This window comes from Scytonema hankhaensis NUACC26 (genome assembly GCF_045865695.1).
Classification (GTDB): Bacteria; Cyanobacteriota; Cyanobacteriia; order Cyanobacteriales; family Nostocaceae; genus Scytonema.
This window is the reverse complement of sequence record NZ_BAACAP010000239.1, coordinates 17,403-42,105: the sequence shown is the minus strand read 5'-3', so window position 1 is coordinate 42,105 and position 24,703 is coordinate 17,403. Positions and strand designations below refer to the sequence as shown.

Here is a 24,703-nt window from a genome sequence, read left to right as displayed (position 1 = left end):
TGGAGCAATGGCGGATGATGGCGTAAGAATTGTCTCCTTAATTCCCGGAGGCACGGAAATCTTGGCGGTACTGGGGTTGACCGATGCTATTGTGGGTCGCTCTCATGAATGTGACTATCCCCCAGAAATTAAACATCGCCCTGCTTGTACGCTAGCGCGTATAAATACCAATGCCTCTAGCAATGAAATTCATGGTAAAGTTAATAATCTGTTACAATCTGCTTTAAGTATTTATCAGATTAAAATAGATCTTTTGGAAAAGTTACAACCGACTCACATTGTTACCCAAGATCAATGTGATGTTTGTGCTGTAAGCTTAAAAGATGTAGAAGAAGCAGTTGCAAGTCTTACCAAGATTACGCCTAAAATCGTTTCTTTACAGCCGAATGTTCTTCAAGATGTTTGGACAGATATTGAGAGAGTCGGTCATGTTTTTGGTATTGACTCGCGGCTCATACTGGAGAATTTGGAAGCAAGGGTCAAAATAGTAGAACAAAAAACGCAAGGTTTGTCCAAAACAGAACATTTGCCTACAGTCGCTTGTATTGAGTGGACCGATCCCTTGATGGTGGCTGCTAATTGGATTCCTGAATTAGTGACTCTAGCCGGAGGACAATCTCTTTTCAGCGTTGCGGGTCAACCTTCTCCGCCTTTGACTTGGGATACGCTTATTTCTAACAATCCAGATATCATTATTTTCATGCCTTGCGGCTTCGATTTGCATCGAACTCGTCAGGAAGCGCAGTTGGTATGCAAGCACCCAGAATGGGAACAACTCCATGCTGTTCAAAGTGGCAGAGTTTATATTACTGATGGCAATGCTTACTTCAACCGTCCGGGACCAAGATTGGTGGATTCTTTAGAAATCTTGGCTGAAATTTTGCACCCGGAGATTTTTCAGTACGGTTATAAAGGACAAGCTTGGGAACTTTTGTAAATTATAAATTATGAATGCTGAATGATATTTTGGTTTCATAATTTATAATTCATAATTCATAATTTATTGAGCCATTCAATAAGTGGTCTTAACGTACCAGGTAACGCTGTTTCACTCACAGTGACAGTGTGTTTTTTGCCATTGTCTTCTACTGTCAATTTATATTGAAAGCGATCGCGTTAAGTAGATGATGCTGTTATTTGTGCTGGTAAATTGAAAAAATCTGCTGCTTCTACTAATTGAGGGAGTTGCTTTGCTTTCTCTTGAGAAAGGCTCGCTGTGTCAACAGTTTTTTTCTTTGTTATGCCAGCAAAACCGCCCATTCTTTCACACGAGATTCGCATAATCTATAAGCATTTATAAATGCTACAAAACTCCGACTTTTTGCCAAGCATTCTGCACCGCTTTTTGTTCTAGACTATCTTGACCGTAGAGTTCTCCAGCAACCTTTAGAACGCATGAGATAACTGGGAAGATCTTCACTGTTTTTACCATCAAAGATAGTTAGTTCGGCGTTTTTGACCGGGAGAGACGGCAAAATTGACAGCACCTACAACGTTTCGTCGTCCGCGAAACTGTGCTGAAACATTTAATGTGCGAAATGCCCATTCCCGTTGTTGAGGATTGCCATTAACTGCTAGGTTTTCCAGCATATGAGGCGGAATGATACAACAGATCGAACATCGGACGTTCACTTGATGCTGGCATCCATTGCTACGATATTTTTTCTTTCTTTACGATCGCATTTAATAAAGATGAAGGTGTTTTGTATAAGATAGGACTCTATTTGATTTTTGAAATACACGTAGGTAAGGCTATGCCGCACAAAAACTTTATGTGGTAGGCTTTAGCCCTACCTACAGTACTTTGATTTTTTCACAAATCAGATAGGATGACTATAGATAACTTTACTTGACTCTATTTTTTCATAAATTGACTTTGGAATCTGTATCTTCAGAACAGTCATTCAAGGAAAAATCTCGCAAACAAGCATAAAAATCGTTCTTCCATGCCCGATGCCCAATGCCCTTTTCCATCCTTGTAAAAACCATTTAGAATCAGTACACTGAGGAGAAGTCAGAGTGCTGGGGCAGGTTGAGATGACTATCGAAGAAGCATTAGTAATTATAGATACAGCGCTGCGTCCAGAGTCTTTAAGTGACTTACAAGAATTAATATTACGTCATTCCTGGGAAGGAAAGAGTTATCCAGAAATCGGAGAAATTTGTGGTTATGACCCTAACTATGTAAAAGACGCAGGATCGAAGTTATGGAAATTACTTTCCAAAAGCTTAGGTGAAGAAATATCTAAAAGCAATTTCCGAACAGTTTTCAGACGGCTTGCAGCAGCAGAAGGCAAAGCACCACAGACTCAAGCAGGACAACAGGGAGATAGTGAAGAAAATTCTACTACCTCATCTGCTCGCCCTCAAGCCCCAAGCCCCAAGCCCCAAACTCCAAGCCGCAAACAAGATTGGGGTGATGCAGTGGATGTCCCTATTTTTCTGGGGCGCGAGCAGGAAATCAATACGCTTCGACAATGGATAGTAGAAGAAAACTGTCGGTTAATTGCATTGTTGGGAATGGGGGGTATCGGTAAAACAGCATTGTCGATCGAATTTGCAGAACAGATTCAAAATGAGTTTGAGTATGTTATTTGGCGAAACCTTCGCAATGCCCCAACTATAGAAGATTTGTTACTCAGCTTACTGCAATTTTTATCTAATCAACAAGCCACGGAAGCAACTCTACCAAAAGACGTAAATGGCAGAATTTCTCGATTAATCGATTATTTACGCTCCTCTCGTTCCTTGCTTGTTTTAGATAATGCTGAAACAATTATGGGTGGCGGCAATCGCGCCGGACAATATATAGAAGGATATGAGGGTTATGGCGATTTGTTCCGACGCATAGGAGAAACTCGCCATCAAAGTTGCTTGTTGTTAACAAGTCGTGAAAAACCTAAAGAATTTGTTGTGCTAGAAGGGGAAATGCTTCCCGTTCGCTCATTACCAATTACTGGTTTACCTCAAACAGATGTTAGAGAAATATTAAGAGCAAAAGGTCAGTTTTCTGGTTCGGAGAATGAATGGCAATTTCTGATTTCTCACTATGCTGGCAATCCTCTAGCGTTGAAAATTGTGGCGGGAGGAATTCTAGATTTATTTGATGGTAGTATTTCTAATTATTTGGAAATTTTAAATCAAGGAACTTTGATTTTTGATGATATACGCGACCTCTTAAAGCTTGATTTTTTAAGATTGTTAGAATTAGAAAAAGAGGTGATGTACTGGCTGGCAATTGAACGAGAACCAGTTTCTTTATTGGAGTTGAGAGAATATGTTATTTCTCCAGAAGCTAAGCAAAAATTACCGGAAACTTTGAGAGGATTGGGTCAGCGATCGCTTGTTGAAAAAACAGCCAATGGTTTTACTCAACAGCCTGTAGTGATGGATTATATTATAGAGCGATTGATTGAGGAATCTTATCAAGAGGTAGTGAGTGGAGAAGTAAAAATTATTCAGAATCATTCATTATTAAACGCCCAAGCAAAAGACTATATTAGAGAAGCTCAAACTCGTCTGATTGTGAAACCACTTATAGACAAGCTTCTAGTTGGTAGCGATCGAACAAAATTGGAAGATAGGCTCAAGAAAATTTTGGAAAAAGAGCGAGAAAAGATACAACTAGAACCTGGATATGTAGCAGGTAATATTCTTAATATTTTATCTCAATTAAAAATCGATCTCACTGGCTATGATTTTTCTCACTTAACTGTATGGCAAGCGTATCTCCAAGATACCTGTTTGCAAAAAGTTAATTTTACTGGTGCAGATCTGGCAAAATCAGTTTTTGCCGAAACATTAAGTAGTGTCACATCAGTTGCTTTTAGTTCAGATGGCGAACTGCTAGCGACAAGTGATGTGAATTGTGAAGTACGATTATGGGAAATTAAAGATGTTCAAATTAGATACATAGCATCTTTAAAAGGGCATACAAACTGGGTGCATTCTGTGGCATTTAGTCCCGTGTCTTCTAGCAAACCTGAAGGGATGATAGCGAGTGGAAGTGAAGACCAAACTGTTCGGATTTGGGATATTAGTAAAGGTGAATGCATCCAAGTGTTGCAAGGACACACGCGCCGGGTTTGGTCTGTAGCTTTTAGTCCCAAAGCAGTAGATTCGACCTTAGAAGGCATTGTTGCTAGTGGTGGCGATGATTGCACCATTAAACTCTGGGATGTAACCACAGGAGAATGCTTGAAAACTTTGCACGAACACACTGCAGGTGTGAGTTCGGTTGCTTTCCATCCTCACGGAAATTTACTTGCTAGTGGTAGTGGAGATGGCACAATCCGTTTTTGGGAGATCGCTGAGGATCGGTCTTTGAAAGTCCTGGAGGGACACGGCGGGAGCGTCAGTTCAGTTGCTTTTAGCCCTGATGGCAGTTTGCTTGCAAGTGGAAGTGAAGATGGAACTGTCCGTTTGTGGGATGTGAAAGAGGCAAGCTGTATAAAAACAATACAAGGACATATGGGTTTAGTTTGGTCGGTAGCTTTTAGTCCTGATGGTAGTTTGCTTGCAAGTGGAAGTGAAGACAGAACCGTGCGTTTATGGGATATATCGGAGGGGAACTGCATTAGGATTTTAGACAGACATACTAACCGTGTTTGGTCTGTAGCTTTTCATCCCATTTTTCAAGATGGGCTTGGTAGCATTTTAGTGAGTGGTAGCAAAGACCAAACTGTAAGACTGTGGAATGTTGCTAACGGCAGTTGCTTGAGAACTATACGCGGATACACTAATTGGATAGGATTGATTAGTTTTAGTCCTGATGGCAAGTTGTTGGCTAGTGCAAATGAAGATCGGACAGTCATGCTATGGGATGTTGCTGATGGCAAATGTCAAGCGGTTTTGAAAGGGCATACCCATCAGGTTTGGTCTGTGGCGTTTAATCTTGATGGAAAAATTTTAGCGAGTGGTAGTGAAGATCGTACAGTCCGTCTGTGGAATGTGAATGACAGCCGATGCGTTCGTGTTTTATCAGGGCATACTAGTCGCGTGTGGTCTGTCGCTTTTAGTTCGGATGGTAAAACTTTGGCAAGTGGGAGTGGAGATTGCACGATTAAAATATGGGATGTAGATAGCGGTAAGTGCAGGAGAACATTAAACGAACACGCGAGTTTGGTTTGGTCAGTTGCTTTTTGTCCCGCTTCTGTCAGTGGCTCGTATAAAGATGGAATATTGGCAAGTGGTAGTGGCGATCGCACAATTAAAATATGGGATATTAATACTGGTGAATGTATAAAAACTTTAGAAGGGCATAAAAGTTGGGTATTTAGTGTTGCCTTTAGTCCTGACGGTAAGATATTAGCGAGTTCTGGTGCTGATGGAACTATTAGATTGTGGGATATCTCAGAAGGGACTTGTATAAAAATCTTAAAGGTAGATACCAAACTAATTTTGCAACTTGCTTTTATGCCGACAGTAGGAAGGCAAAATATGCCAACCTTGCTAGCTTGTGGAAGTGACGATCGCAAAATCCGTATTTGGGATATTTCCCAAGGTGAATGTATTACAGTTTTACAAGGGCATGACGCTTGGATTTGGTCAGTTGCATTTAGCCCAGATGGTAAAATTTTAGCCAGTGGCAGTCAGGATGAAACAATCAAGTTGTGGGATATGAATACGCATGAAAATATCAAAACTCTTGTGCCTGAAAAACCCTACGAAGGAATGAATATTACTGATATTAAGGGGTTAAATCAAGCAAATATTGCTACCTTAAAATCTTTGGGGGCAGTAGAATTCGGGATGGAAGGAGAAGAGAAAGATTCAATATAAGGAAAAGTGGTTAGCGAGTGGGTATATATATGGTATTGAATATATATTAAATTGCTGAGTAACTGTAAATGCTAAAGCAAAATACTAAACCCTCCAAAACCAACAACCCTCCTATCACGTTAATCCTTCAGGTTTTTACCTGGATAGAAGTTCTTGTCCTTACAGCAGCGAGCATTGTCTTGTTCTTTTTTCCGGAAATTAGTAATTCTCGTTGGGTATGGCAAATCACCCCGTTTAACTCCCATTTTTTAGGTGCGGTTTATTTAGCAGCAATAGTACCAACAGCCATGCTATTAGTCGTGCGCCAGTGGAAAATTGCACGGCTGATCGTACCCATGCAGTTAACTTTTACTAGCATTCTGCTAATCGTTTCACTATTTTATCTAGAGCGTTTTAACTTTAGCAGACGGATAACTTGGGGTTGGTTCTTTCTTTACACTATCATTCCCTTAACTACAGCTTGTCATATTTGGTTGTATCGACGTTTGCGACCTGTTGAATCTACTTTTGTATCTTCACCTTGGCGCTTTTATCTACGAGTACAGACATTTTTACTGACTTTATACGGTTTGGGTTTATTATTTGCCCCAAATACTTTTACAGCTTTTTGGCCTTGGAAAGTCGATAGCTTTCACGGTCAGTTGTACAGTGCTGTGTTTTTTACTCTTGCAATTGGTGCGTTTTTATTATCCCGTGTCTGTTTGTACACAGAACTTTTTACATTAGGGTTAACAGAATTCGCTTTGGGATTGACACAGATTTTAGGAGTTTTGAAAGCCGATGCCAAACTTCATAAAATTAACTGGTCGATTCCTAGTACTTGGTTTTGGATAAGCATTTTTGTGTTACTGCTAGTTTCTGGAGTTGCAATGATTTTGCAATCTCAAAGAACAGTGACCAGTAATTCAGTGACCAGTGACCAGTGACCAGTGACCAGTAATTCAGTGACCAGTGACCAGTAATCAGTGACCAGTGACCAGTAATCAGTGACCAGTGACCAGTAATCAGTGACCAGTGACCAGTGACCAGTGACCAGTAATTCAGTGACCAGTGACCAGTAATCAGTGAACACTAACAAATGACAAATGACAAAAAACTTAAGATTTTACGCCTATATCTCTGGTTAATAGGAAGTGGTTTGTTTGTGCAGGGTATGGTGTCAATAGTTGTGGCAATCACTAACTTTCATCTACCCGCTTTCATTCATAAGCTCATCATTACAGACCCTTTGCACTCTTTTATTCATATATGCTGGGGATTGGGAATAATACTTTTACTTGCTAAAAGAATCAATAAACCTCGGCTTGTCCTTCTAGCTTTATCATATGGTGTTTTCTTTCTTATTCTAGGATTTATAGGTACATTTATTCATCATCCCTTTGGTATGCAACTGGGGAAGGGGGAAAATCTGTTCCATTTTCTCAGTAGTTCAGTAGCTTTGATACTTGGTATCGGGGTGAGGAAAAATTTCTAACTTGTGTGTTGTTTTTAAGCCTAAGAAGGAGGAAATTTGATTAGCAGTTTGCTGTTGTTGTTTTAGTTTTAAACTGAAATCTGATGTAAATGGAACACGTTCTCTATAGCCCGTCACTAAAACGACTCGATAAGTTGTTCTTACTTGGTTACCGTGATATTTTTCCACGACTACACGGAGAATATCTTGAATTTCATATTCTGCATAATCGTAAGTCAGCAAGCCACGATTACGTATTGTCAGTTTTCCTAATTTTTTATCAATTGTGCAGGTAATAGCTGTACCGAATAATCCTAAAGTGATAACACCTATAAGAATAAATATTCCTCCAAAGATCGCACCAAAAATAAATCCTTCTAATCGCTCATCTTTCTGGACTAGCAGTTCTTGTATTTGAGTTTTTGTGAGAAATACCTCTATCTGTTTAGTCCACATTTCTATAGTTTCATAATCAGAAATTTTAATAAGAATAGGAACTCTTTTTTGATTAGTTACTATCACTATTTGATAGTAAACATTTTTTTTATTATCTTGTATAACATCAACTTCAGTTCCCTGAATATCGCTAACTGGGATATTTTGTTGAGTTGACCAAAGCAGACCAGCAGAAGATACTTCACAGACAGATGGGTTAGACAGAATGCGGCGGCATTTTAAAGTATGTACTTGTCCTCCGAAAACTGCTATTGATAAACCAGCTAAGATAAATGTTGTACTAAAAATCCATGTAAACCAAGGACGTAATTGTAGGGTTAGATTGTTGGGAGTTTCTTGAATAACTTTCATAGCGAACCTTTTTCTTGAAGAAGGGAATAGAGAGTAGAAAATAGAGAATGGAGCATTAGATAAATAGGGAACATCCCTATTTGTAAATAGGGAGCATCCCAATTTGAAATAAAAACACGCCCGCGATTGAAATCGCGGCTATACAAGCTAAGTCCGCCTACGCGGACTTAATATAAAGTCCACCTGCGTGGACTTTGTTTGTATAGCCCCAGAATTCTATTCTGAGGGGCATTTTGCTCGTAGGGATACTCCCGATAAATAAGTAAGTAGTAAACATTTTACAAAATGTAGATATATCTAAATCCCTTATCAATAACAAATAACGAATGACAAATGACTTATTTATTCAATATAAAGAGTTTTTCTAATTATGACAGTCCAAAAATTGTCAGAATAAGTGATGAGTTTTTTACAAAAATTAGGAGCTTTGCAAGCTAAAAGTACAAAGGTCATAAAAAGTCCGAAAAAGTCATATTTTGTCGTATTATTTGTAGTAACTATCATAAATATCGGAAAAATGACTGAGCTATAATGTTAAGTAATAAAGATAGCTGCAAGCATAGCAACTACAAAATTTATAAAATTCAAAGCATTCTCGCGCTCTAAACGCGATCTAAACTATGAATATTGACGAAGCCCTTATATTATTAGATAACTTGCTCAAACCAAAAGGCTTGAATTCCATTCAAGAAACCGTGTTTCGTCACGCTTGGGAAGGAATGGGCTATCGGGAGATGGCACGTCATTGTGGCTATGATGCAAACTATTTAAAAGATGTCGGTTCTAAATTGTGGAAGTTACTTTCTGAAATATTGGAACAGGAAGTGACAAAAAGTAATTTTCGTGCTGTTTTAGGAAGATACACGCGCACTCTTTCTATACAAACGTCTCTACACAATCCTCAAACTCAGTCAGAGGATGCGGTTGTTTCTTCTCAACTAACTTCTGAAGCCAATTCTCATCATCACACAGAGGGTAGAGATAGTACCAACTCTAACTTAGCAGTATACGAACAAGCGATCGCCCCTGGCGCAAGCCGTACCCGGCTTATCGCACATCCACGTGTCGATTGGGGAGAAGCCGTTGATGTTGTGGTTTTCTACGGACGAAATGAGGAATTGTCAGAGTTGCAAAAATGGATTGTTGATGAAGATTACCGACTTGTGGCGTTATTAGGTATGGGAGGGCTTGGCAAAACAACGTTAGCTGTGAAGTTAGCAGAACAACTGCAAGAACAATTTGACTATATTATCTGGCGTTCTTTACGCAATACTCCTTCTGTTGAAGAAATTCTCGTTGATTTCATTCAGTTCCTTTCTCAATTCCAAGAAACTAAGGCAACTTTACCACAAGATACTAACGGTAAAATTTTACGATTATTAGAGTATTTGCGTTCTTCACGGTGTTTGCTCGTTCTTGATAACGTAGAAACAATTTTACTTGGAGGAGATTCCCTTGAAGAGACTGACACTATACGTGTTGGCAACTATTTACCCGGATATGAAGGTTATGGCGAACTTTTTAAACGAGTCGGGGAAGTACGGCATAAAAGTTGCTTGTTGATAACGAGTCGGGAGAAACCAAAAGAGTTTAGTTTTTTAGAAGGGAGTGGTTTTCCCGTTCGTTCCTGGCAATTAACAGGATTACAAGAAGCAGAGGCGCGGAAAGTTATTCAACTGAAAGGTGAATTCTTTGCTTCAGAGGAAGATTGGAGTACTGTTATTAAACATTATGCTGGAAATCCGTTAGCACTAAAAATAGTGGGTGCGGCAATTCAAGACATACTCAATGGAGATATTTCTAAATTCATTGAATTTTTAAATAATGAATTATTAGTCTTTGATGATTTGCGGGATTTATTAGAGAATCAGTTTAATCGATTATCTAAAGCAGAAAAAGAGATTATGTACTGGTTAGCAATTGAACGAGAGCCAGTTCCTTTGGGCGAACTTCAAAAGAATATCTTATCAGCACTTGCTAAGCAAAAGTTACCAGAAACTTTAAGAGCTTTGGGACAGCGATCGCTTGTTGAAAAACAAGGTATATTTTTTACTCAAAAACCCGATTTAATGGAATTCGTAACTCAACAATTTCTCAATTATATATCGGAAGAAATAATAACCGAGCAACTTTCTCTTTTGCACAGTCATTCTCTGGTTAAATCACAGGCAAAAGATTGCATGAAAGAAGACCAAATACGATTAATACTAGCACCACTTAAAAAGAAAATAATCGAACGATTAGGAAGTCAAGCAAATTTAGAAACTCACCTCAAAGATATCCTGGAGCATTGTAGAGAAAGCCAAAGTTTTGAACTTAGTTATGCAGAAGAAAATATTATCAATATACTTCGTCATTTGAATAATGATTTAGAGGATATCTGAGACAATAGTTATTGGTTAATAATAGTTAAAGTTTAGAAAACTGATTTCTTGAAGAAACCAGTTTTCTCATTTTCATTTAACTGAGCACTACTCATATCTGAGAGACTTTCCGAGACTGAAGCACTTTCGAGCCAGAAATCATTGTTTAATTTTCTGGCGTTCTTGTTCTAGATAATTGAGTATTTGAAGTACATAAACTTCAAATTCGACATTTCTATTGTCGATAGATTGAATGGGGAGAACCGAAAGAGTGTCTGGAAAATTTATAACCAAATTTAATAGACGTAATCCCAGAGGTCTTAAATGTCCACCTTTTAGTTTTGCTTGGAAATCTTGTGAAGGTTTTTTAAATATATCAAAGAACCATTCCCGTGTAGATTTCCCTATATTATCTAATGGCAAATAAACCAAGCCAAGTAAATTAAATAAATTACTGTTTTCGATTAAAGCAAAGGTTTCTTCAGGATTTGGTTTTACATTCAAACCAAGACGGATAATAAAATCTGCTAAGGCTTTAGGTTTAATTGCGCTGTCAAGTCCAGTATTAACCGGGGCTAAGAGTAGAGATGCTTGGTTTTTAATAAAGATGCTGGCGATTTTTACATCCGATTCACCAAAATTTTTCTGCTCTTTGGTAGCATCTTGATTGACATAGTAGGAAACTAGTTTTTTCGCATTATAACTGTTATCTTTCAGTTCGTTAATTAAGTTTTCAAGTTCCTTGACAACAATTTTAACTTTTTTTTCTTGTTTTTCTGGAGATAAATTACCTGATGTTTTTTGGACTATCTGACAGATGAATTCTTTGAGTTCTTCTGGTTCTTTGGGTAAGGCACTAAAGACTTCTAAAAGTGCAATGTATTTACAGCCAATACTATGACCTATCCAAGAAAAGTTAGAATCATCTAGATATGTTTCGTATTCATAATTTGCTAGTTTTGCCATTCTTACCAATTCCGGTATAAGTCTATACTGTTCTTTGATGAGAAACCCAGCTTCTGCATAATGGTCAAAAGTAAAGTTGAATGGCAAGAGAATTATTGTATAGCCCTGCTTGAATAAACATGCGAGTAGATAGCGATAAAAAAGCATGGGACCAAATGTACCAAAAAAAGCCCCACCGATGAATTGGATGACTCCTTTGGGTTGAGGATGCAGAGCCACCCAACTAAAAGAAACTGGTTGAAATCTCAGCTTTTGACTCATAATTTCCCTGATTGATTAGCGACAGCACAAATTAAAGTTGTTTACTCCCTTCTTGCTATAAGATTACCGATCTGCTTTTCCTCTTTCTCCCTTGCTCTTTGCGACGCCCGGTGCTATCTCCTGGCGGAGACGCTTCGCGAACAACGGGGGGAACCCCCCTCCGGGTTCGCTAGTTCCCAGGGCGCGGGAAACCCGCCTACAGGACGCTTACTCACCGCACGGCGCTGCTCTGCGCAACGCACTGGCTCCAAAATGCGGTTCATTTAAATAGGTAATCTTCGGGCGGAAAGGGAGTAATCACTTAGAACGCCACAATGGACTTGAATTAAGTTGGATAGTTTCTGGAAATATAAAACACGCTAACTGCTAAAAATCTATGTGGAAAGGCTATTAGGTACTTTTGCCTTGGAAACTCAATCGAGCTCTTCCACTCAAACGCTCCTCAGTTAACAACAAACTTATAGCCATTAAGAATTCAGATGCGCTACCAGCAAGTGTACCTACTAAAGAGGAGGGTATAGCATTACCAACAAGAGAAATCAACGTTCCCACAAATAACCATGACCATTTCAATCTGATCCAAATCCCGATGCTAATGAGTAGGACAAACAGATTAACGACAATCGTGATAATTGGGACACCACTCAGATTGGCGACACGATAGCGTAGAATTCCCGCAAACTGGACTGGAACTAGTTCTAATCCTATATAGTTGGTGGAAACATCTATCGCAGCCAGTCCCAATGCAATTACCCAAGATAAAACGCGCACTACATTATTAGCCCAACTAGCTCCAGCACGGTGAGCGAGTTCAACACCAATCACAATGAACAATGGTACAACTAAGTAGTGTAAGAGAAAGCGTACCATACTGAGAGTTTTTAAAACCTCTCCTTCACCAATCAGACTTCCTATTGAAAGAATGAGATTATCATAGCTAAGGCTCGCTAGCACTATAGGCAACACAATTGTTGCTAAGCTGGTTGATTGTTGCCAGAGACGAATTGACCAGCCTACTAACACCCATTCTGTCAGAGTAAGACTTATATACGCCAGAGGATAAATTATTAACATAAGTAATGTATCAACATAGTACAGAAGCGCTATGGCGTTTCTGTACGCCTACTTTCTGACAAAGAGAAACCGATTTTGTTACCTCGTTGACTACTAGATTGATTCTCTAGAAATCATCCGATAAAACAACTTTTATTTTGGAGTCAAGTTGCGGTTCAAAATTATTGCCTTCAGCTACATAATTAATTGCTCCTCCTACTTCTAAAACAGCAGGTCCACCACAGGCTTTAATTAAATCAACACCATTCTTCACCTTAATATCTTGACAACCGAATTGAATTCCGTTGGCTCCAGTAATTTTAATCTTATTGATTGTTCCAGTTTCTTCAGGAGCTAAGAAAAGTTTAGCAGAACGAATAACTGTTGTACTTGGCAAAGAATCCGTTGTTGTATCGATACTAAACTTACCTCCAATAATTGGAGCTTGTTCGGTGATGATTAAAGTAGCAAAAGCGCTTGGACTTGCCATTGCTGATATTGGGAAACAGAATATTAGAAATGACAGAGCAAATACCAAAATCTTTATCAAACGCATGGACTTATTCAGTGAATTCATGATGATACTTTTCGTTATACCTATAATTTTTAGTGCAAGCTAGAGAGCAAATTGCCAATGCTTGCTGTACTCACAAAGCTACAATATCAAATAAAAAATGTATATAATAGTACCCCTTAGGGTAGTAGATTACTGGTCATTGGTCACTGGTCACTGGTCACTGATTACTGGTTACTGTTATATTGCAACATTGAAATCTTTATGTGCAGTAGAAGTTTAAGACGGTAGGATTATTAAGTATAAGGAAGAGTAGGTGAGCAGGTATATGAATAACGTTAACCCTGAAGAATTCAGTACTGAAGTTAATGATATGCCTTTAGAACAGGAGCTTACAGGTGGCGAACGTGGAAAAAACTACCAAGCTTCCCGGCGATCGCACTGTGTTACTATTCAGCAAACAGATGGCACAACCATAGTCCACCATTATACTCGTGAAGATGGGATAGTCATTATCGACCCAGATGTCAGAGAATATTTTCCTAATGCAGAAGCAGTTAACAATGCTCTCCGCACCTTGATTAACTTGGTTTCCCAGAAACGCAAGTAGACACAATATTTATGGTAGATTGAAGAGTTTTAACCATTCGATAAAAGCGATCGCTAATGGAGAGTTAGGATTCAAGACTTTTGCTGTAATCGCTTGTCCCATAGGCATACCTGGTTTTTCTTACCAAGTCTTTTCGACATTAGCGTACCTCAATATTTTGCTGTACGACAATTTTTAATTCTTCAGCTACATACTCAACAGCACGGATTTTTCCATACGATTGTCCAATAAATCCAACAAACTTTGAGGATTATTTTGATTAACTAATAAATAGATAGCTTCTAGTAAACTGGTTTTGCCACTGTTGTTACTACCGACTATAAGATTAACTCGTGCCAACTCATCAATTTGAAAGTTTTTGAAGGAACGGTAGTTGTGGATAGAAATCTCGTGCAACATTACTCATTGCCTCGACTAGCCATAATTGATTCTAAGAGGATATTTGAAAAGTGGTTAGCTGTGATTTTTATCGCATTATTACCCCCCTTAATCCCCCCGATGTATTGGGGGGAAACAAGAAATCTAGTTCCCGGACCAATACATCGGGGAGGGTTAGGGTGGGGTAAAAAATATTAGATACATCAATCATAACTTTTCAAACATCCTCTAAGGTAGTAAACTCATCATTTGCTAGTGGCGGGCGAGGACGCCCCGCAGTCGCCTCAACGGGGGGAACCCCCGCACGGCGCTGCTCTCCGCACCACAAGATAGAGATTTTTGATGGTTCCACAAGACAGAGATTCTTGATTCCTTAGTTGCTGATTTGACTAATATTAACTGGAGTAATGACTCGAAATGAGTGCAATAAATTCCAAAATCTATCGAAATCAAAACTTCTTGGGTCGATTCTTTGACCGGAACGATCGACAGCCTTGTGTGTTGTAATTCTTTCATCGGGGACATTACTTTGAGCAATCAACCAAGCAAGAGAACTATACTGCTCTTGTGTGTAACCAGTGTGAGTTGTTTCTTTAGTCCCGACACCAGAAGGTGGGGTTTCTAAACCAATGTGATAGGCAAAGTTATTTACAGATGGCGGTAAGTCTGGATTGGTTTTTACCGTCTCCGTTCCTTGAGGTCCCTCAAACACTGAATTACCAGCACCAAAAGCTCTCTTCTCTGGCGGAACCAAGTAAACTACAGTGCCATCTAGCTTAATCATAGTGTGGTAACTGGCTTGGACATTCTCATCTTCGTGGGAATTTTTAAAAAAGTTGATGGCACTAGATGCAGGGGCGGCAGTTTCATGAAGCACTACAATGGGTTGATTGTTAACGGGTGTGCCGTTCGCGTCTGTGGCAAAGCGATCGCCATAGTTACTTGCATCTGCCCAAGCAATCTCATATCTTGGCTTATAAGCTGCAAAAGCTACAGTGGTTTTGACGGAATAACTCGGAGTCTTTGGAGCGTTATTATTTTTTTGAGTTTTCTGAGCTTTGAGGCGAGGATCGGAAGTTGGACTCGGAGTCGCCGTCTTTGTTTTTGGAGTTGGTGCTGTTGTTAACTGTTTGAGTCGAGAATCTGCTTCAGATGCACTCGGTTGTGGAGTTGGCGTACTTTTAGCTTCCTTAGCTTGAGAGTCTAAATCTTCACTGGGAATAGTCGCCTTTGTATTTAAGGCTTTTGTGCTTTCCTCTGGTTGGAAGTGTGCATATTGATTGGAAATAGCGGGTCGTTGATTCAATGCGACTTTTTGGTCTTGGAGAAAATCTGCTCTTCCAAGAAGTAACCCTAACATCAACCCGACAAGCACTAGAATACCAAGTACGACACCAGTTGTTTTTACCTTAAATCTCATTTTTTTAACGCTTTTATAAAAACCTTTTACATTTCTAGATGTAAAAGCAATAATTTTTAATATAATTTACAAATATAAAATTATACTTAAACTGAAAATCTGTCTATAGGTATATATAGTTAGTGACCAGTGACCATTGTACGGGCGCAATGCCTTGCGCCCCTACCAACTACTAACCAATTTACTCGTCGTATTGCCCAACTCGACGAATGTTGAGAATGTCGCTCAGTTTCTTGATTTGGGTGAAGATCTGTTCTAGTTGAGAACGATCGCGGATCTCGATCCCCAAGTCAATCAATGCTGGTTGACCGTTGGAAGTTTTAACTTGAGCGTGACGCACGTTAATCCCTTGGTCGCTCAGACGTGAAAGAATATCCTTCAGAACTCCCACTCTGTCTAATGCTTCTATCTGAACATTGACTGGATATGTTTGAGGACGACCATAGGGTTCGCCTGCTGGGTTCCAATGGACTGGAACTAAGCGATCGCATTCCACACTATCTAAATTGTGGCATCCTTGGCGATGGATGGAAATTCCCCGACCGCGAGTGACAACACCAATAATTTGTTCTCCTGGAATCGGAGTACAGCAACCAGCCAGATGGTGTACCAATCCTTCGACTCCGACAATTGGCGAGTCCGTGGAACGTGAGGTTGTCGGAGTTGATTCTTTAAGATTTCTTGCTGCTTGAGATAACTCCTTAGCAAGATCGCTTGTGGAAACTGCCATTGCTGGTTGTTGTGCTTTTACCAATTCTCGCCAACGGTTAAGCACGAGGCTGAGAGTCACTTCACCATAGCCCAAAGCAGCCAGTAAATCCTCACAAGAATGATAATTACATCGCTCGGCAACTGTCTGCATCGGTTGCGACTTAATTAAGTTCTCTACGCCTGATTTACCCAGTTCCTTTTCCAATAACTCCCGACCGCGAGCAATATTTTCTTCACGGCGCGATCGCTTGTACCATTGCTTAATTCTATTCTTTGCGGCTGAAGTTCTGACAAAGTTCAACCAATCCAAACTGGGATGGCTGTTCTTTTGGGTCACAATCTCGACAATATCGCCATTTTGCAACCGGGTTGAGAGGGGAAGCATCTTTCCATTTACCTTTGCACCCGCACAACGGTTTCCTACTTCTGTATGAATTCGATAAGCAAAATCCACCGTACTCGAACCGGGACTCAGAGAAATCACATCTCCTTTGGGCGTAAAGACATAAACATCATCTTCAAATAAATTGTCTTTAACACTTTCAAGGTATTCCTGAGCATCCTTGAGGTCATTCTGCCATTCTAGTAACTGTCGCAACCAAGTAAACTTTTCATCTGTTGGTGTCAAATGAGTTGTGAAAGAACCGCCCGTTTCTTTATACTTCCAGTGAGCGGCAATTCCATATTCAGCGATCCGATGCATTTCCAACGTCCGGATTTGCACTTCTAAAGGTCGCGCCCACGGACTAATTACGCCTGTATGCAAGGACTGGTAACGGTTTGGCTTGGGCAATCCAATGTAATCCTTAAATCTACCGGGAATCGGGCGGAAAGCATCGTGTACTATTGCTAAAGCACGGTAACATTCTTCATTAGTATTGACAATAATTCGCATCGCTGCCAAATCGTAGATTTCGTGAAATTCTTTATTTTGGCGCTGCATCTTTTGATAGATACTATAAAGGTGCTTGGGTCGCCCGCTAATATCAAGACATTGAATGCCTGCTTCTACCAACCGATTCCGCAAAGTATCCGCAACATTTGCTAATCTCTCTTCTCTCGCTCCTCGTTTTTCGGCTACATGCTCTTGGATTTCCCGATAGAATTCTGGTTCTAAGTACTTAAAAGCAACATCTTCTAGTTCCCATTTGATCCGCCAAATCCCCAACCGATTCGCTAGAGGAGCAAAAATTTCTCGTGTTTCTAGAGCGATCGCTTTGCGCTTATCTTCGGAAAGATGTTCTAGAGTCCGCATATTATGCAAGCGGTCTGCCAACTTCACTACAATCACTCTAATGTCTTGCGCCATTGACAAGAACATTCGACGAAAATTTTCTGCTTGGCTTTCGGTCTTGCTTTTGAAATTAATTTTAGAAAGCTTTGTTACACCTTCCACCAATTGCCGAACTTCATTCCCGAAGTGCTGCTCGATTTCTTCAATTGTGACATTTGTATCTTCCACTACATCATGTAGTAGCCCAGCTGCTATCATAGCAGCACTACCACCGAGATCTCGAAGTATACCCGCGACAGCGACAGGATGAGAAATGTATGGTTCTCCCGACTTGCGGTACTGACCTTGATGCAATTGGTAAGCAAATTCAAATGCCCGAAGAATCAGAGATGTTTCGCTATGCCTTCGGTCATCTTCAAACTGGGCGCTTAGTGTAGATGACCCATCTAGGCATTGCTGTAGCCATTCCGGAAGGGGAATATCAATTCTGGAAGTTAATACAGTGCTGCTCATAGAATTTAGCGCCAATGGTAATTTAGTGGTAAAGTGCAAAAGGATAAATAGTTGGCGGTAATACCGTCAACAGAATGAGTTACTGACAGACGCGGCGGTGAATTTGCGTTTTCGTGGTTTCCCTAAAATGTCAGAGCAAATTATCCAGTCGAGTGTCGGGCATCATGGTTGTAAAGTGTTGATATATAGCAAATACCGTCCCGAATCCTATTCGAGACGCAAGATTTTGAGATAGAGTTTAGAGAAGTTCAGTCTATCAAATTTTTTTTGACATTACCTTGTCTTTAAATACTATCTCAATAACTCCTGCATGTCTCTAATTTCTGAAAAATACAATTCATTTGCTACTCAATTGAAGCAATTGCATTCCGAGATTGCTGCTACTCAATTGGATGCAACCGAAATCAGACAACGCACGCTCGACCTGCAGAAATTTTTTCAACAACAGATTATCCCTTTGGTGAATGACGACACTAGCAGTCTCAATAGGCGAATTCAGTCTTTTTCGACTGAAATGAGCAAGCAGTTGCGATTGTTGGAGATAGATATCATGTTTCTCCAAGGAGCGCGGCAAACTTCCACTGCTAAAGGCAGACTAGATGCCATCGGCAATCGCCTAACCACTCTCATTGAATACTGCAATGCCATATTGGAATAAATAGTACCAGCAGAAGAAGCAACATAACAAAGGAAATAATTAAAAATGATGAAAACAATAATTTAAATTTCCTATTGGATTTTAGATTGATATTACGCCTGGATTTGTCGTAAGCTGAACATATTTATAATTGACTCAACCGCGTCTAGGTGTTGACAAGATGTCATGTCAAGGATTCTTTGATTTTTCAGTTAAGGAGTCAAAAAGTTTCTAGATACTAGCTTTCATCAAGCCAAATCAATCCAAGCTTGGATGCAAACTTTAGATGTTCTCCATGGGGATCGCAATTCTTTTATTTTCTCATCAAAGAAAATACTTGCTGAAATAAAACTCACAAAGTTACTCACCAAGCTCAAACTATGCACAATTAATTTTCTCTGAAAAAATATTAAAAGATAAATCCGCATTCGGTTATCTCTGATACTGTTTTGAATTTTAGATTTTAGATTTAGCAAAAATAAGTATGAGAATTATTACTGGTCACTGGTCACTGGTCACTGGTCACTGCTCAGGTGATTACTCCCTGATGTTATTGATGCAGTGGTGTATCCTGATGTTAAAACTTGGTAGAAATAAAAATAGTATTTATGAATGAATTTTTATTTTGTATTGACAATTTGCGAGTTGCTTATCCGCGCCGCACAGATGAAGAAATTAAGTGGGCGGTAGATGGAGTATCTTTTACGCTGCAACCTGGTGAAAGAATGGGATTGGTGGGAGAATCAGGCTGCGGTAAGTCTACCCTAGGACGAGCAGCAATGCGTTTGCTGCCTCTATCAACACAAATTGAGGGAAAAGTGACTTTTCAAGGACGATCTGTGTTCGATATGACGCTCGAACAGTTACGAAAATTTAGGGGAGAAGCAGTAGCGCTCATTTTCCAAGATCCAATGACACGTTTAGATCCGTTGATGACTATTGGAAACCATTGCTTGGAAACTCTCAAGGCGCACTCACCACGGCTATCTACGAGAGAAGCCAAAGAAATTGCTATTGCTACTTTAGAAAAAGTGAAAATTCCCGCGAGTCGTTGGAGCCAGTATCCTCACGAATTTAGTGGCGGTATGCGGCAAAGGGTAGCGATCGCTCTAGCTTTACTCCTTAAACCCAAGTTAATTGTAGCTGATGAACCAACCACCAGTTTAGATGTCACCGTTTCTGCCCAGATTTTGCGAGAACTCACCCGGCTATGTGGTGAAGAAAATATGGGGCTTTTGCTAATTTCTCACGATTTGGCACTCGTAGCGGAGTATTGCGATCGCATTGGAGTGATGTACGATGGCAAAATGGTAGAAATGGGTTCATCCAAAACAGTCTTTCAACAACCACAGCACGAGTACACGAAATTGCTTCTCAAAGCAGCTTTGCATATTCAAGGGACTGGGAACTGGGGACTAGGGACTGGGGAAAACACTTCCCAATCCCCAGTTCCCAGTCCCCAATCGCCAATATTACGTGTCACAGAACTGCAACAGCATTACACCTTAGAACCAAATTTTGTAGAACGATTGTTGAGAAGGGAAAGTCAAACAATCAAAGCCGTAGATGGGATCGATCTCGAACTGTATCCTGGGGAAATTTTAGGATTAGTTGGGGAATCTGGTTGCGGAAAGAGTACTTTATCGCGGACGATCCTCCAACTGATTCGCCCGACTGGGGGTAAAGTTGAGTTTTTGGGACAGGATTTAACGAATCGCTCGCGTCAGGAAATTCGCACTTCTAGACGACAAATGCAGATGGTGTTTCAAGATCCTCATGCTTGTTTAAATCCAGCAATGACGGTAGGACAAAGCATAGCCGATCCTTTACTGATTCATAAGCTAGCGAGTCCAGATAAGGCAAAACAAGAAGTGATGTGGATGCTGGAAAAAGTAGGGTTAAAGCCACCAGAGGTTTATTTTCAGCGATATCCTTCCGATTTATCTGGGGGACAACAGCAAAGAGTTGCGATCGCACGTGCCTTAATTACTCGTCCCAAACTTCTCATTTGCGATGAGCCAGTCAGTATGTTAGATGCTAGCGTACAATCACAAGTTCTCGATCTCATGTTACAACTTAAAGAGGAATTTGAGTTAACTTATTTGTTTATTACTCATGACCTTTGGTTGGCAAGATTTTTGTGCGATCGCATTGCTGTGATGAACAGTGGCAAAATAGTTGAGATTGGACAGACAAAACAGATTTTTGCCGAGCCTCAACATCCTTATACAAAAACCCTTTTGTCAGCCGCACCTCTATTAGCAAAAGTGTAATTTGGGGATTCGGGATTAGGGATTGGCGATTGGGTACTAGTTACTCTCCCTAGTCTCCCTAGTCTTCCTAGTCTTCCTTGTCTTCGCCTCTCTACTCCCTACTGCCTACTCCCTACAGGAGATAATCTGGGAACCGTTATACCGGAACCATGTAACTCAACAAATCTGTTAAACAGCCACATTGTCTCATGCTTTGAAAGTCTGTTGCGGTCAATAAGATAACCTAAGTTTCTTTCGGCTAGTTTGCGATAGTAAGGTAAATCTTCAACCAATGTTAAACAAGAGGCAAGGTGGAGCAGAATTTGCAAGAATGGTTTTGGCCAATCCAAATCGCTATAAATGTCGATAAAGAAATAATGCTCGTTCTCTGTTAAAGGATGAGCAGTAAACATAACAGTAATTCTTTTTTCTTTATATACTGGAACGCTCAACTCAACAGTATAGGGAGTATGCAAGATTAAATCTACCTCAGCAATTGGTTGTCTCCAAATTCTCAAGACATTAAAAGGAGAATCCAAATACGTTTCAAAAGTAATTGTACCTCCAATAGCTGTAGGTGCAATCTGGCTAATTTTAACAACCTTCAAATTATTCAAACTAAATTTGTGAATTGTCTCCAAATGTCTTAAGTTTAATAAATGATAAATTTGACATATATAAGGAAAAGGCAAGATGTATTCTTGACTTATCATATGCCTTCTTTTTAGCTCTAAACTTCCCGATTGAGCGTTACATTCTACAGTTTCTTCAGGCTTCAGATACAACCAAGTTAAGAAAAAGAAAGAAGCAGTAAAAAGATGAATTAACTTTATACTTGATAGATAACCATCAGTAAAAGCCGCGATAGTGCGATCGGTAATGCCAAATACCCAAAATGGAATACCGACGAACCAAATTCCATTTTTTAGCTTGAGGATAAAAAGACCAATATCTTCTTCTATAAATGACTTACCTTTTAACTCAATACTCTCATTTTCAATTACATTATTATTAGACATAACAAACTTCAAACCCAAGATAGACTGGATATAAACGTTTTACTGGTATTTACGAACAGTCTAAAAACTGATAAATCAGTCAACCTCTATCTCTAGCTGTAAATATTCTTTACATTGATCTTGACATCGGTGGCTCTACAGTAATAACAGACGTATTGTGAAAATTATGTAGCAATTCTATTTGATTTCTAAAATATGGGTAGGGTGGGCATTGCCCACCACTAAGACTGTTGGTGGGCAATGCCCACCCTACGGTACTAAAAATTTTCAGAAATGATTTAGAACATATTAGGCTTTTCAAATTTAGAAAGTTATGACAATAACAAGTCATCTATCTTATGAAGGGATAAGCAGTAGACTTAAGTAATAATTTTGCCCATCCTACATTATGGGACAATTTATTTCTTGAAAAGCCTTACGAAAGTTGTATAATTTCTAAATATTTTTATTTTTTAATTTTTGTTTTAGACAGCAGATGAAGATCCGCGATGCCACTGAAATAGATTTGCCTGCAATTGTGACAATTTACAATGCTGCTATTCCCAGTCGTTTGGCAACTGCTGATATAGAACCAGTGTCTGTTGAAAGTCGCCTTACTTGGTTTCAGGGGCGTTCACTCTTGAAACGTCCCCTTTGGGTTGTGGAAGTAGACGACCGGGTTACAGGTTGGTTAAGTTTACAGTCTTTTTACGGAAGACCAGCTTATCATGCTACTGCTGAGATTAGTATTTATATTGCTCCAGAATATCAGCGACGTGGTTTAGGACAGCAACTGCTATCCCAAGCTATTCGCAAAAGCCCTAGTTTGGGTATTAAAACCTTATTGGGCTTGATCTTTGCTCACAACCTGCCAAGTTTAAAGCTTTTTGAAACATTTGGCTTTCAATCTTGGGGACATTTGCCTAATGTTGCAGAACTAGACGGTATTGAGCGCGATTTAATTATTATGGGACTCCGAATTAGAGAAGGATGCGTGGAATAGGCAATGGAGAGTAAGCCTTTCCACTTCCTACTCTCGTTTTTCGGAATCGCTTTAGGAAAAGAGGTAGTTTTTTACAAGTAAACTAGCTCCTCTCCTACTTTTGAAAATTTTCATGAAGGTACAATCTTTACATACTTATAATTCTACATTGGCTTCAACAGCTTTAACTTGTATTGGTCTTCTAGTTACAACCATTGGAATCACAACAGGATTCAGCAATTACTGTTTTGTCAAAAAAGCAATATCAACACAAGGAACAGTCATCAATAATTTACACGACTTAGCAAAAAGCTCTGATTCGTATTATCCTTTAGTGAAATTTATAACACGTACAGGTGAAACAGTTGTGTTTGAATCTAAGGTAGGAAGTAGTGTTCCAGAATATAAGAAGGGCGAGCAGATAGAAATTCTATACTATTCTCAAAAACCTGATGCTGCTATGATTAATACATGGATACAACTGTGGTTTTTTCCTATAATTTTTTCTGTGACTGGCTCTCTTGCTATGTTCTTCGGAGCCGTTTTACTTGTAAGAGACAATAATCACCTGACCAGTGACCAGTGACCAGTGACCAGTGACCAGTGACCAGTGACTAGTTGATGCTTATGCTTAACAGCAAGGATTTAAAATACAAACTTTATAAATACACGCAGCGTTGAAAAAATATAAATTTAATAATTAAGTCATTATTTTTTAATACTAATTGTAACAAATAATATTTTTTTAAAACTAAATTTTGTTCTAAAATAATTGTTATAAGATCTTGTCATTAATTAAATCCATAAAATTCACCGGTCACTGGTCACTGGTCACTGGTCACTGTTTGGAGGTATTGTGTGTTGGAAGAAAGAAGACAAAATAGAATAAGTGAGTGGGAAAGTACAGAAGGTTTAGCCGGATACTTATTTATGACACCAACTATTCTGGTGTTAGGTACTTTTGTAATCGTACCTATTCTATTTGCTATTTTTCTTTCTTTACACAAAGTCAAACTTTTGGGTGGAATTGAGTATGAGTTTGTTGGCTTCCATAATTTTCTAAGATTAGTAGAAGATGATAGAATTTGGATTGCTCTACTTAATACAGCACAGTATGTTGCTATAGTAGTTCCACTTCAAACTGCTCTGGCTCTGATTCTTGCTGTCACTCTGAATTCAGGTATTCGAGGGAAAAACTGGTGGCGCATTCTCTACTTTTTGCCGACAGTGACATCTTCCACTGTTCTGACGCTTATATTCATGTGGATTTATAACACTAATGGATTGCTGAACGACTTTCTGGCTTTTCTAGGATTGCCTACTTACAACTGGTTGGGAGACCCAGCCGTTGCACTGAAAGGCATTATGCTTATGAATATCTGGTCAACAGCACCATTGTTTATGGTAATTTACCTAGCAGCATTACAAGATATTCCTCGTTCTCTTTACGAAGCGGCTACTATTGATGGAGCTAATAGCTGGCAGCAATTTATTTATATTACTATTCCTATGCTTAAACCCGTTACTTTCTTCGTGGTAACGATGGGAATCATCGGCACTTTTCAACTGTTCGATCAATCGTATATCTTTTCTAATGGAAGTGGTGGACCAAATAACTCCACACTCACAGTTGTTTTATTGATCTATCAAGCTGTATTCCGAAATTTACAAATGGGTTATGCTGCTGCGATCGCTTTTATACTAGCAGCCATCATTATTACTATTACATTAATTCAGCGCCGTTTTTTCGGAGGAGAAAAGGTTTGAAAA

At 39.4% G+C, this 24,703-nt stretch carries 23 protein-coding genes and 1 pseudogene; 11 read left to right on the top strand and 13 right to left on the bottom strand.

Features of this window, described 5'->3' with window-relative positions; translation table 11 throughout:
• Positions 1–7 precede the first annotated feature (7 nt).
• A complete protein-coding gene (locus ACKTT2_RS39680) occupies positions 8–937 on the top strand; it encodes a cobalamin-binding protein (RefSeq protein ID WP_407896815.1) in 930 nt (309 codons plus the stop codon).
• 56 nt (positions 938–993) lie between these two features.
• Here ACKTT2_RS39680 and ACKTT2_RS39675 read toward each other — a convergent pair.
• The 3 genes and pseudogenes from ACKTT2_RS39675 to ACKTT2_RS39665 form a co-directional block, all read right to left on the bottom strand.
• A pseudogene (locus ACKTT2_RS39675) lies at positions 994–1,281 on the bottom strand (protealysin inhibitor emfourin).
• A gap of 22 nt (positions 1,282–1,303) precedes the next feature.
• A complete protein-coding gene (locus ACKTT2_RS39670) occupies positions 1,304–1,420 on the bottom strand; it encodes a M4 family metallopeptidase (RefSeq protein ID WP_500691418.1) in 117 nt (38 codons plus the stop codon).
• Between the two features lie 11 nt (positions 1,421–1,431).
• On the bottom strand, positions 1,432–1,590 hold the full coding sequence (locus tag ACKTT2_RS39665) for a hypothetical protein (protein WP_500691417.1): 159 nt from the start codon (positions 1,588–1,590) through the stop codon (positions 1,432–1,434).
• A 447-nt stretch (positions 1,591–2,037) separates the two neighbouring features.
• On the opposite strand from ACKTT2_RS39665, the gene ACKTT2_RS39660 reads away from it, so the two are divergent.
• The 3 genes from ACKTT2_RS39660 to ACKTT2_RS39650 all read left to right on the top strand — a co-directional run bounded on the left by ACKTT2_RS39660 (position 2,038) and on the right by ACKTT2_RS39650 (position 7,255).
• A complete protein-coding gene (locus ACKTT2_RS39660) occupies positions 2,038–5,781 on the top strand; it encodes a WD40 domain-containing protein (protein WP_407896811.1) in 3,744 nt (1,247 codons plus the stop codon).
• A 68-nt stretch (positions 5,782–5,849) separates the two neighbouring features.
• Positions 5,850–6,707, top strand: coding sequence for a hypothetical protein (locus ACKTT2_RS39655; protein ID WP_407896809.1), 858 nt, complete (start codon positions 5,850–5,852; stop codon positions 6,705–6,707).
• A 152-nt stretch (positions 6,708–6,859) separates the two neighbouring features.
• Positions 6,860–7,255 (top strand): hypothetical protein, encoded by a 396-nt coding sequence (locus tag ACKTT2_RS39650; protein WP_407896807.1) that lies wholly within the window; start codon positions 6,860–6,862, stop codon positions 7,253–7,255.
• Here ACKTT2_RS39650 and ACKTT2_RS39645 read toward each other — a convergent pair.
• Complete coding sequence (locus tag ACKTT2_RS39645) at positions 7,211–8,041, bottom strand: hypothetical protein (RefSeq protein ID WP_407896805.1); 831 nt, start codon at positions 8,039–8,041, stop codon at positions 7,211–7,213. The two genes, ACKTT2_RS39650 and ACKTT2_RS39645, sit on opposite strands and share 45 nt — an antisense overlap.
• A 620-nt stretch (positions 8,042–8,661) precedes the next feature.
• On the opposite strand from ACKTT2_RS39645, the gene ACKTT2_RS39640 reads away from it, so the two are divergent.
• Entirely contained in the window at positions 8,662–10,425 is a 1,764-nt protein-coding gene (locus ACKTT2_RS39640) for a helix-turn-helix domain-containing protein (RefSeq protein WP_407896803.1), read from the top strand.
• 138 nt (positions 10,426–10,563) lie between these two features.
• Here ACKTT2_RS39640 and ACKTT2_RS39635 read toward each other — a convergent pair whose 3' ends face one another.
• The 3 genes from ACKTT2_RS39635 to ACKTT2_RS39625 form a co-directional block, all read right to left on the bottom strand.
• Positions 10,564–11,631: a DUF1350 family protein gene (locus ACKTT2_RS39635; RefSeq protein ID WP_407896801.1), complete on the bottom strand. Its 1,068-nt coding sequence runs from the start codon at positions 11,629–11,631 to the stop codon at positions 10,564–10,566.
• A 390-nt stretch (positions 11,632–12,021) separates the two neighbouring features.
• Positions 12,022–12,705, bottom strand: a complete 684-nt coding sequence (locus tag ACKTT2_RS39630) for a hypothetical protein (protein ID WP_407896799.1) — start codon at positions 12,703–12,705, stop codon at positions 12,022–12,024.
• 106 nt (positions 12,706–12,811) lie between these two features.
• Positions 12,812–13,174 carry a hypothetical protein gene (locus tag ACKTT2_RS39625; RefSeq protein WP_407896797.1) on the bottom strand — a complete coding sequence of 121 codons (363 nt, stop codon included), beginning with the start codon at positions 13,172–13,174 and terminating at the stop codon, positions 12,812–12,814.
• Positions 13,175–13,526: 352 nt separating this feature from the next.
• Between ACKTT2_RS39625 and ACKTT2_RS39620 the strand changes: the two genes are divergently transcribed.
• Positions 13,527–13,808: a hypothetical protein gene (locus ACKTT2_RS39620; RefSeq protein ID WP_407896795.1), complete on the top strand. Its 282-nt coding sequence runs from the start codon at positions 13,527–13,529 to the stop codon at positions 13,806–13,808.
• Positions 13,809–13,817: 9 nt separating this feature from the next.
• Here the strand turns inward: ACKTT2_RS39620 and ACKTT2_RS39615 are convergent, their stop codons facing one another.
• The 5 genes from ACKTT2_RS39615 to ACKTT2_RS39595 all read right to left on the bottom strand — a co-directional run bounded on the left by ACKTT2_RS39615 (position 13,818) and on the right by ACKTT2_RS39595 (position 18,064).
• Positions 13,818–13,916 (bottom strand): hypothetical protein, encoded by a 99-nt coding sequence (locus ACKTT2_RS39615; RefSeq protein WP_407896793.1) that lies wholly within the window; start codon positions 13,914–13,916, stop codon positions 13,818–13,820.
• A 78-nt stretch (positions 13,917–13,994) separates the two neighbouring features.
• On the bottom strand, positions 13,995–14,207 hold the full coding sequence (locus ACKTT2_RS39610) for an AAA family ATPase (RefSeq protein WP_407896791.1): 213 nt from the start codon (positions 14,205–14,207) through the stop codon (positions 13,995–13,997).
• 196 nt (positions 14,208–14,403) lie between these two features.
• The gene (locus ACKTT2_RS39605) at positions 14,404–14,538 is read right to left on the bottom strand and encodes a hypothetical protein (RefSeq protein ID WP_407896789.1); all 135 of its coding nucleotides are present in this window, start codon (positions 14,536–14,538) and stop codon (positions 14,404–14,406) included.
• Positions 14,539–14,559: 21 nt separating this feature from the next.
• Positions 14,560–15,606 carry an N-acetylmuramoyl-L-alanine amidase gene (locus ACKTT2_RS39600; protein ID WP_407896787.1) on the bottom strand — a complete coding sequence of 349 codons (1,047 nt, stop codon included), beginning with the start codon at positions 15,604–15,606 and terminating at the stop codon, positions 14,560–14,562.
• A 181-nt stretch (positions 15,607–15,787) separates the two neighbouring features.
• Entirely contained in the window at positions 15,788–18,064 is a 2,277-nt protein-coding gene (locus ACKTT2_RS39595) for a RelA/SpoT family protein (RefSeq protein ID WP_407896785.1), read from the bottom strand.
• Positions 18,065–18,374: 310 nt separating this feature from the next.
• On the opposite strand from ACKTT2_RS39595, the gene patD reads away from it, so the two are divergent.
• Together patD and ACKTT2_RS39585 are read left to right on the top strand one after the other, a co-directional pair.
• On the top strand, positions 18,375–18,722 hold the full coding sequence (patD, locus tag ACKTT2_RS39590) for a heterocyst frequency control protein PatD (RefSeq protein WP_407896783.1): 348 nt from the start codon (positions 18,375–18,377) through the stop codon (positions 18,720–18,722).
• A gap of 587 nt (positions 18,723–19,309) precedes the next feature.
• Entirely contained in the window at positions 19,310–20,974 is a 1,665-nt protein-coding gene (locus tag ACKTT2_RS39585) for a dipeptide ABC transporter ATP-binding protein (RefSeq protein WP_407896781.1), read from the top strand.
• 98 nt (positions 20,975–21,072) lie between these two features.
• On the opposite strand, the gene ACKTT2_RS39580 is transcribed toward ACKTT2_RS39585, so the two are convergent.
• Positions 21,073–21,972 (bottom strand): hypothetical protein, encoded by a 900-nt coding sequence (locus ACKTT2_RS39580; RefSeq protein ID WP_407896779.1) that lies wholly within the window; start codon positions 21,970–21,972, stop codon positions 21,073–21,075.
• A 475-nt stretch (positions 21,973–22,447) separates the two neighbouring features.
• Between ACKTT2_RS39580 and ACKTT2_RS39575 the strand changes: the two genes are divergently transcribed.
• From ACKTT2_RS39575 to ACKTT2_RS39565, 3 genes are all read left to right on the top strand, one after another.
• Positions 22,448–22,954, top strand: coding sequence for a GNAT family N-acetyltransferase (locus ACKTT2_RS39575; RefSeq protein ID WP_407896777.1), 507 nt, complete (start codon positions 22,448–22,450; stop codon positions 22,952–22,954).
• Between the two features lie 112 nt (positions 22,955–23,066).
• Positions 23,067–23,519: a DUF3592 domain-containing protein gene (locus ACKTT2_RS39570; RefSeq protein WP_407896775.1), complete on the top strand. Its 453-nt coding sequence runs from the start codon at positions 23,067–23,069 to the stop codon at positions 23,517–23,519.
• A 344-nt stretch (positions 23,520–23,863) separates the two neighbouring features.
• Positions 23,864–24,700, top strand: coding sequence for a carbohydrate ABC transporter permease (locus ACKTT2_RS39565; protein WP_407896773.1), 837 nt, complete (start codon positions 23,864–23,866; stop codon positions 24,698–24,700).
• Positions 24,701–24,703 lie beyond the last annotated feature (3 nt).

Coding starts and splice junctions, on each gene's coding strand:
- ACKTT2_RS39580 (WP_407896779.1), bottom strand. CDS start 21,972: ATGTCTAATAATAATGTAATTGAAAATGAGAGTATTGAGTTAAAAGGT.
- ACKTT2_RS39585 (WP_407896781.1), top strand. CDS start 19,310: ATGAATGAATTTTTATTTTGTATTGACAATTTGCGAGTTGCTTATCCG.
- ACKTT2_RS39650 (WP_407896807.1), top strand. CDS start 6,860: ATGACAAATGACAAAAAACTTAAGATTTTACGCCTATATCTCTGGTTA.
- ACKTT2_RS39660 (WP_407896811.1), top strand. CDS start 2,038: ATGACTATCGAAGAAGCATTAGTAATTATAGATACAGCGCTGCGTCCA.
- ACKTT2_RS39570 (WP_407896775.1), top strand. CDS start 23,067: ATGAAGGTACAATCTTTACATACTTATAATTCTACATTGGCTTCAACA.
- ACKTT2_RS39680 (WP_407896815.1), top strand. CDS start 8: ATGGCGGATGATGGCGTAAGAATTGTCTCCTTAATTCCCGGAGGCACG.
- ACKTT2_RS39630 (WP_407896799.1), bottom strand. CDS start 12,705: ATGTTAATAATTTATCCTCTGGCGTATATAAGTCTTACTCTGACAGAA.
- ACKTT2_RS39610 (WP_407896791.1), bottom strand. CDS start 14,207: ATGTTGCACGAGATTTCTATCCACAACTACCGTTCCTTCAAAAACTTT.
- ACKTT2_RS39620 (WP_407896795.1), top strand. CDS start 13,527: ATGAATAACGTTAACCCTGAAGAATTCAGTACTGAAGTTAATGATATG.
- ACKTT2_RS39595 (WP_407896785.1), bottom strand. CDS start 18,064: ATGAGCAGCACTGTATTAACTTCCAGAATTGATATTCCCCTTCCGGAA.
- ACKTT2_RS39625 (WP_407896797.1), bottom strand. CDS start 13,174: ATGGCAAGTCCAAGCGCTTTTGCTACTTTAATCATCACCGAACAAGCT.
- ACKTT2_RS39645 (WP_407896805.1), bottom strand. CDS start 8,041: ATGAAAGTTATTCAAGAAACTCCCAACAATCTAACCCTACAATTACGT.
- ACKTT2_RS39655 (WP_407896809.1), top strand. CDS start 5,850: ATGCTAAAGCAAAATACTAAACCCTCCAAAACCAACAACCCTCCTATC.
- ACKTT2_RS39640 (WP_407896803.1), top strand. CDS start 8,662: ATGAATATTGACGAAGCCCTTATATTATTAGATAACTTGCTCAAACCA.
- patD (WP_407896783.1), top strand. CDS start 18,375: ATGTCTCTAATTTCTGAAAAATACAATTCATTTGCTACTCAATTGAAG.
- ACKTT2_RS39615 (WP_407896793.1), bottom strand. CDS start 13,916: ATGCCTATGGGACAAGCGATTACAGCAAAAGTCTTGAATCCTAACTCT.
- ACKTT2_RS39565 (WP_407896773.1), top strand. CDS start 23,864: ATGACACCAACTATTCTGGTGTTAGGTACTTTTGTAATCGTACCTATT.
- ACKTT2_RS39635 (WP_407896801.1), bottom strand. CDS start 11,631: ATGAGTCAAAAGCTGAGATTTCAACCAGTTTCTTTTAGTTGGGTGGCT.
- ACKTT2_RS39665 (WP_500691417.1), bottom strand. CDS start 1,590: ATGCTGGAAAACCTAGCAGTTAATGGCAATCCTCAACAACGGGAATGG.
- ACKTT2_RS39600 (WP_407896787.1), bottom strand. CDS start 15,606: ATGAGATTTAAGGTAAAAACAACTGGTGTCGTACTTGGTATTCTAGTG.
- ACKTT2_RS39575 (WP_407896777.1), top strand. CDS start 22,448: ATGAAGATCCGCGATGCCACTGAAATAGATTTGCCTGCAATTGTGACA.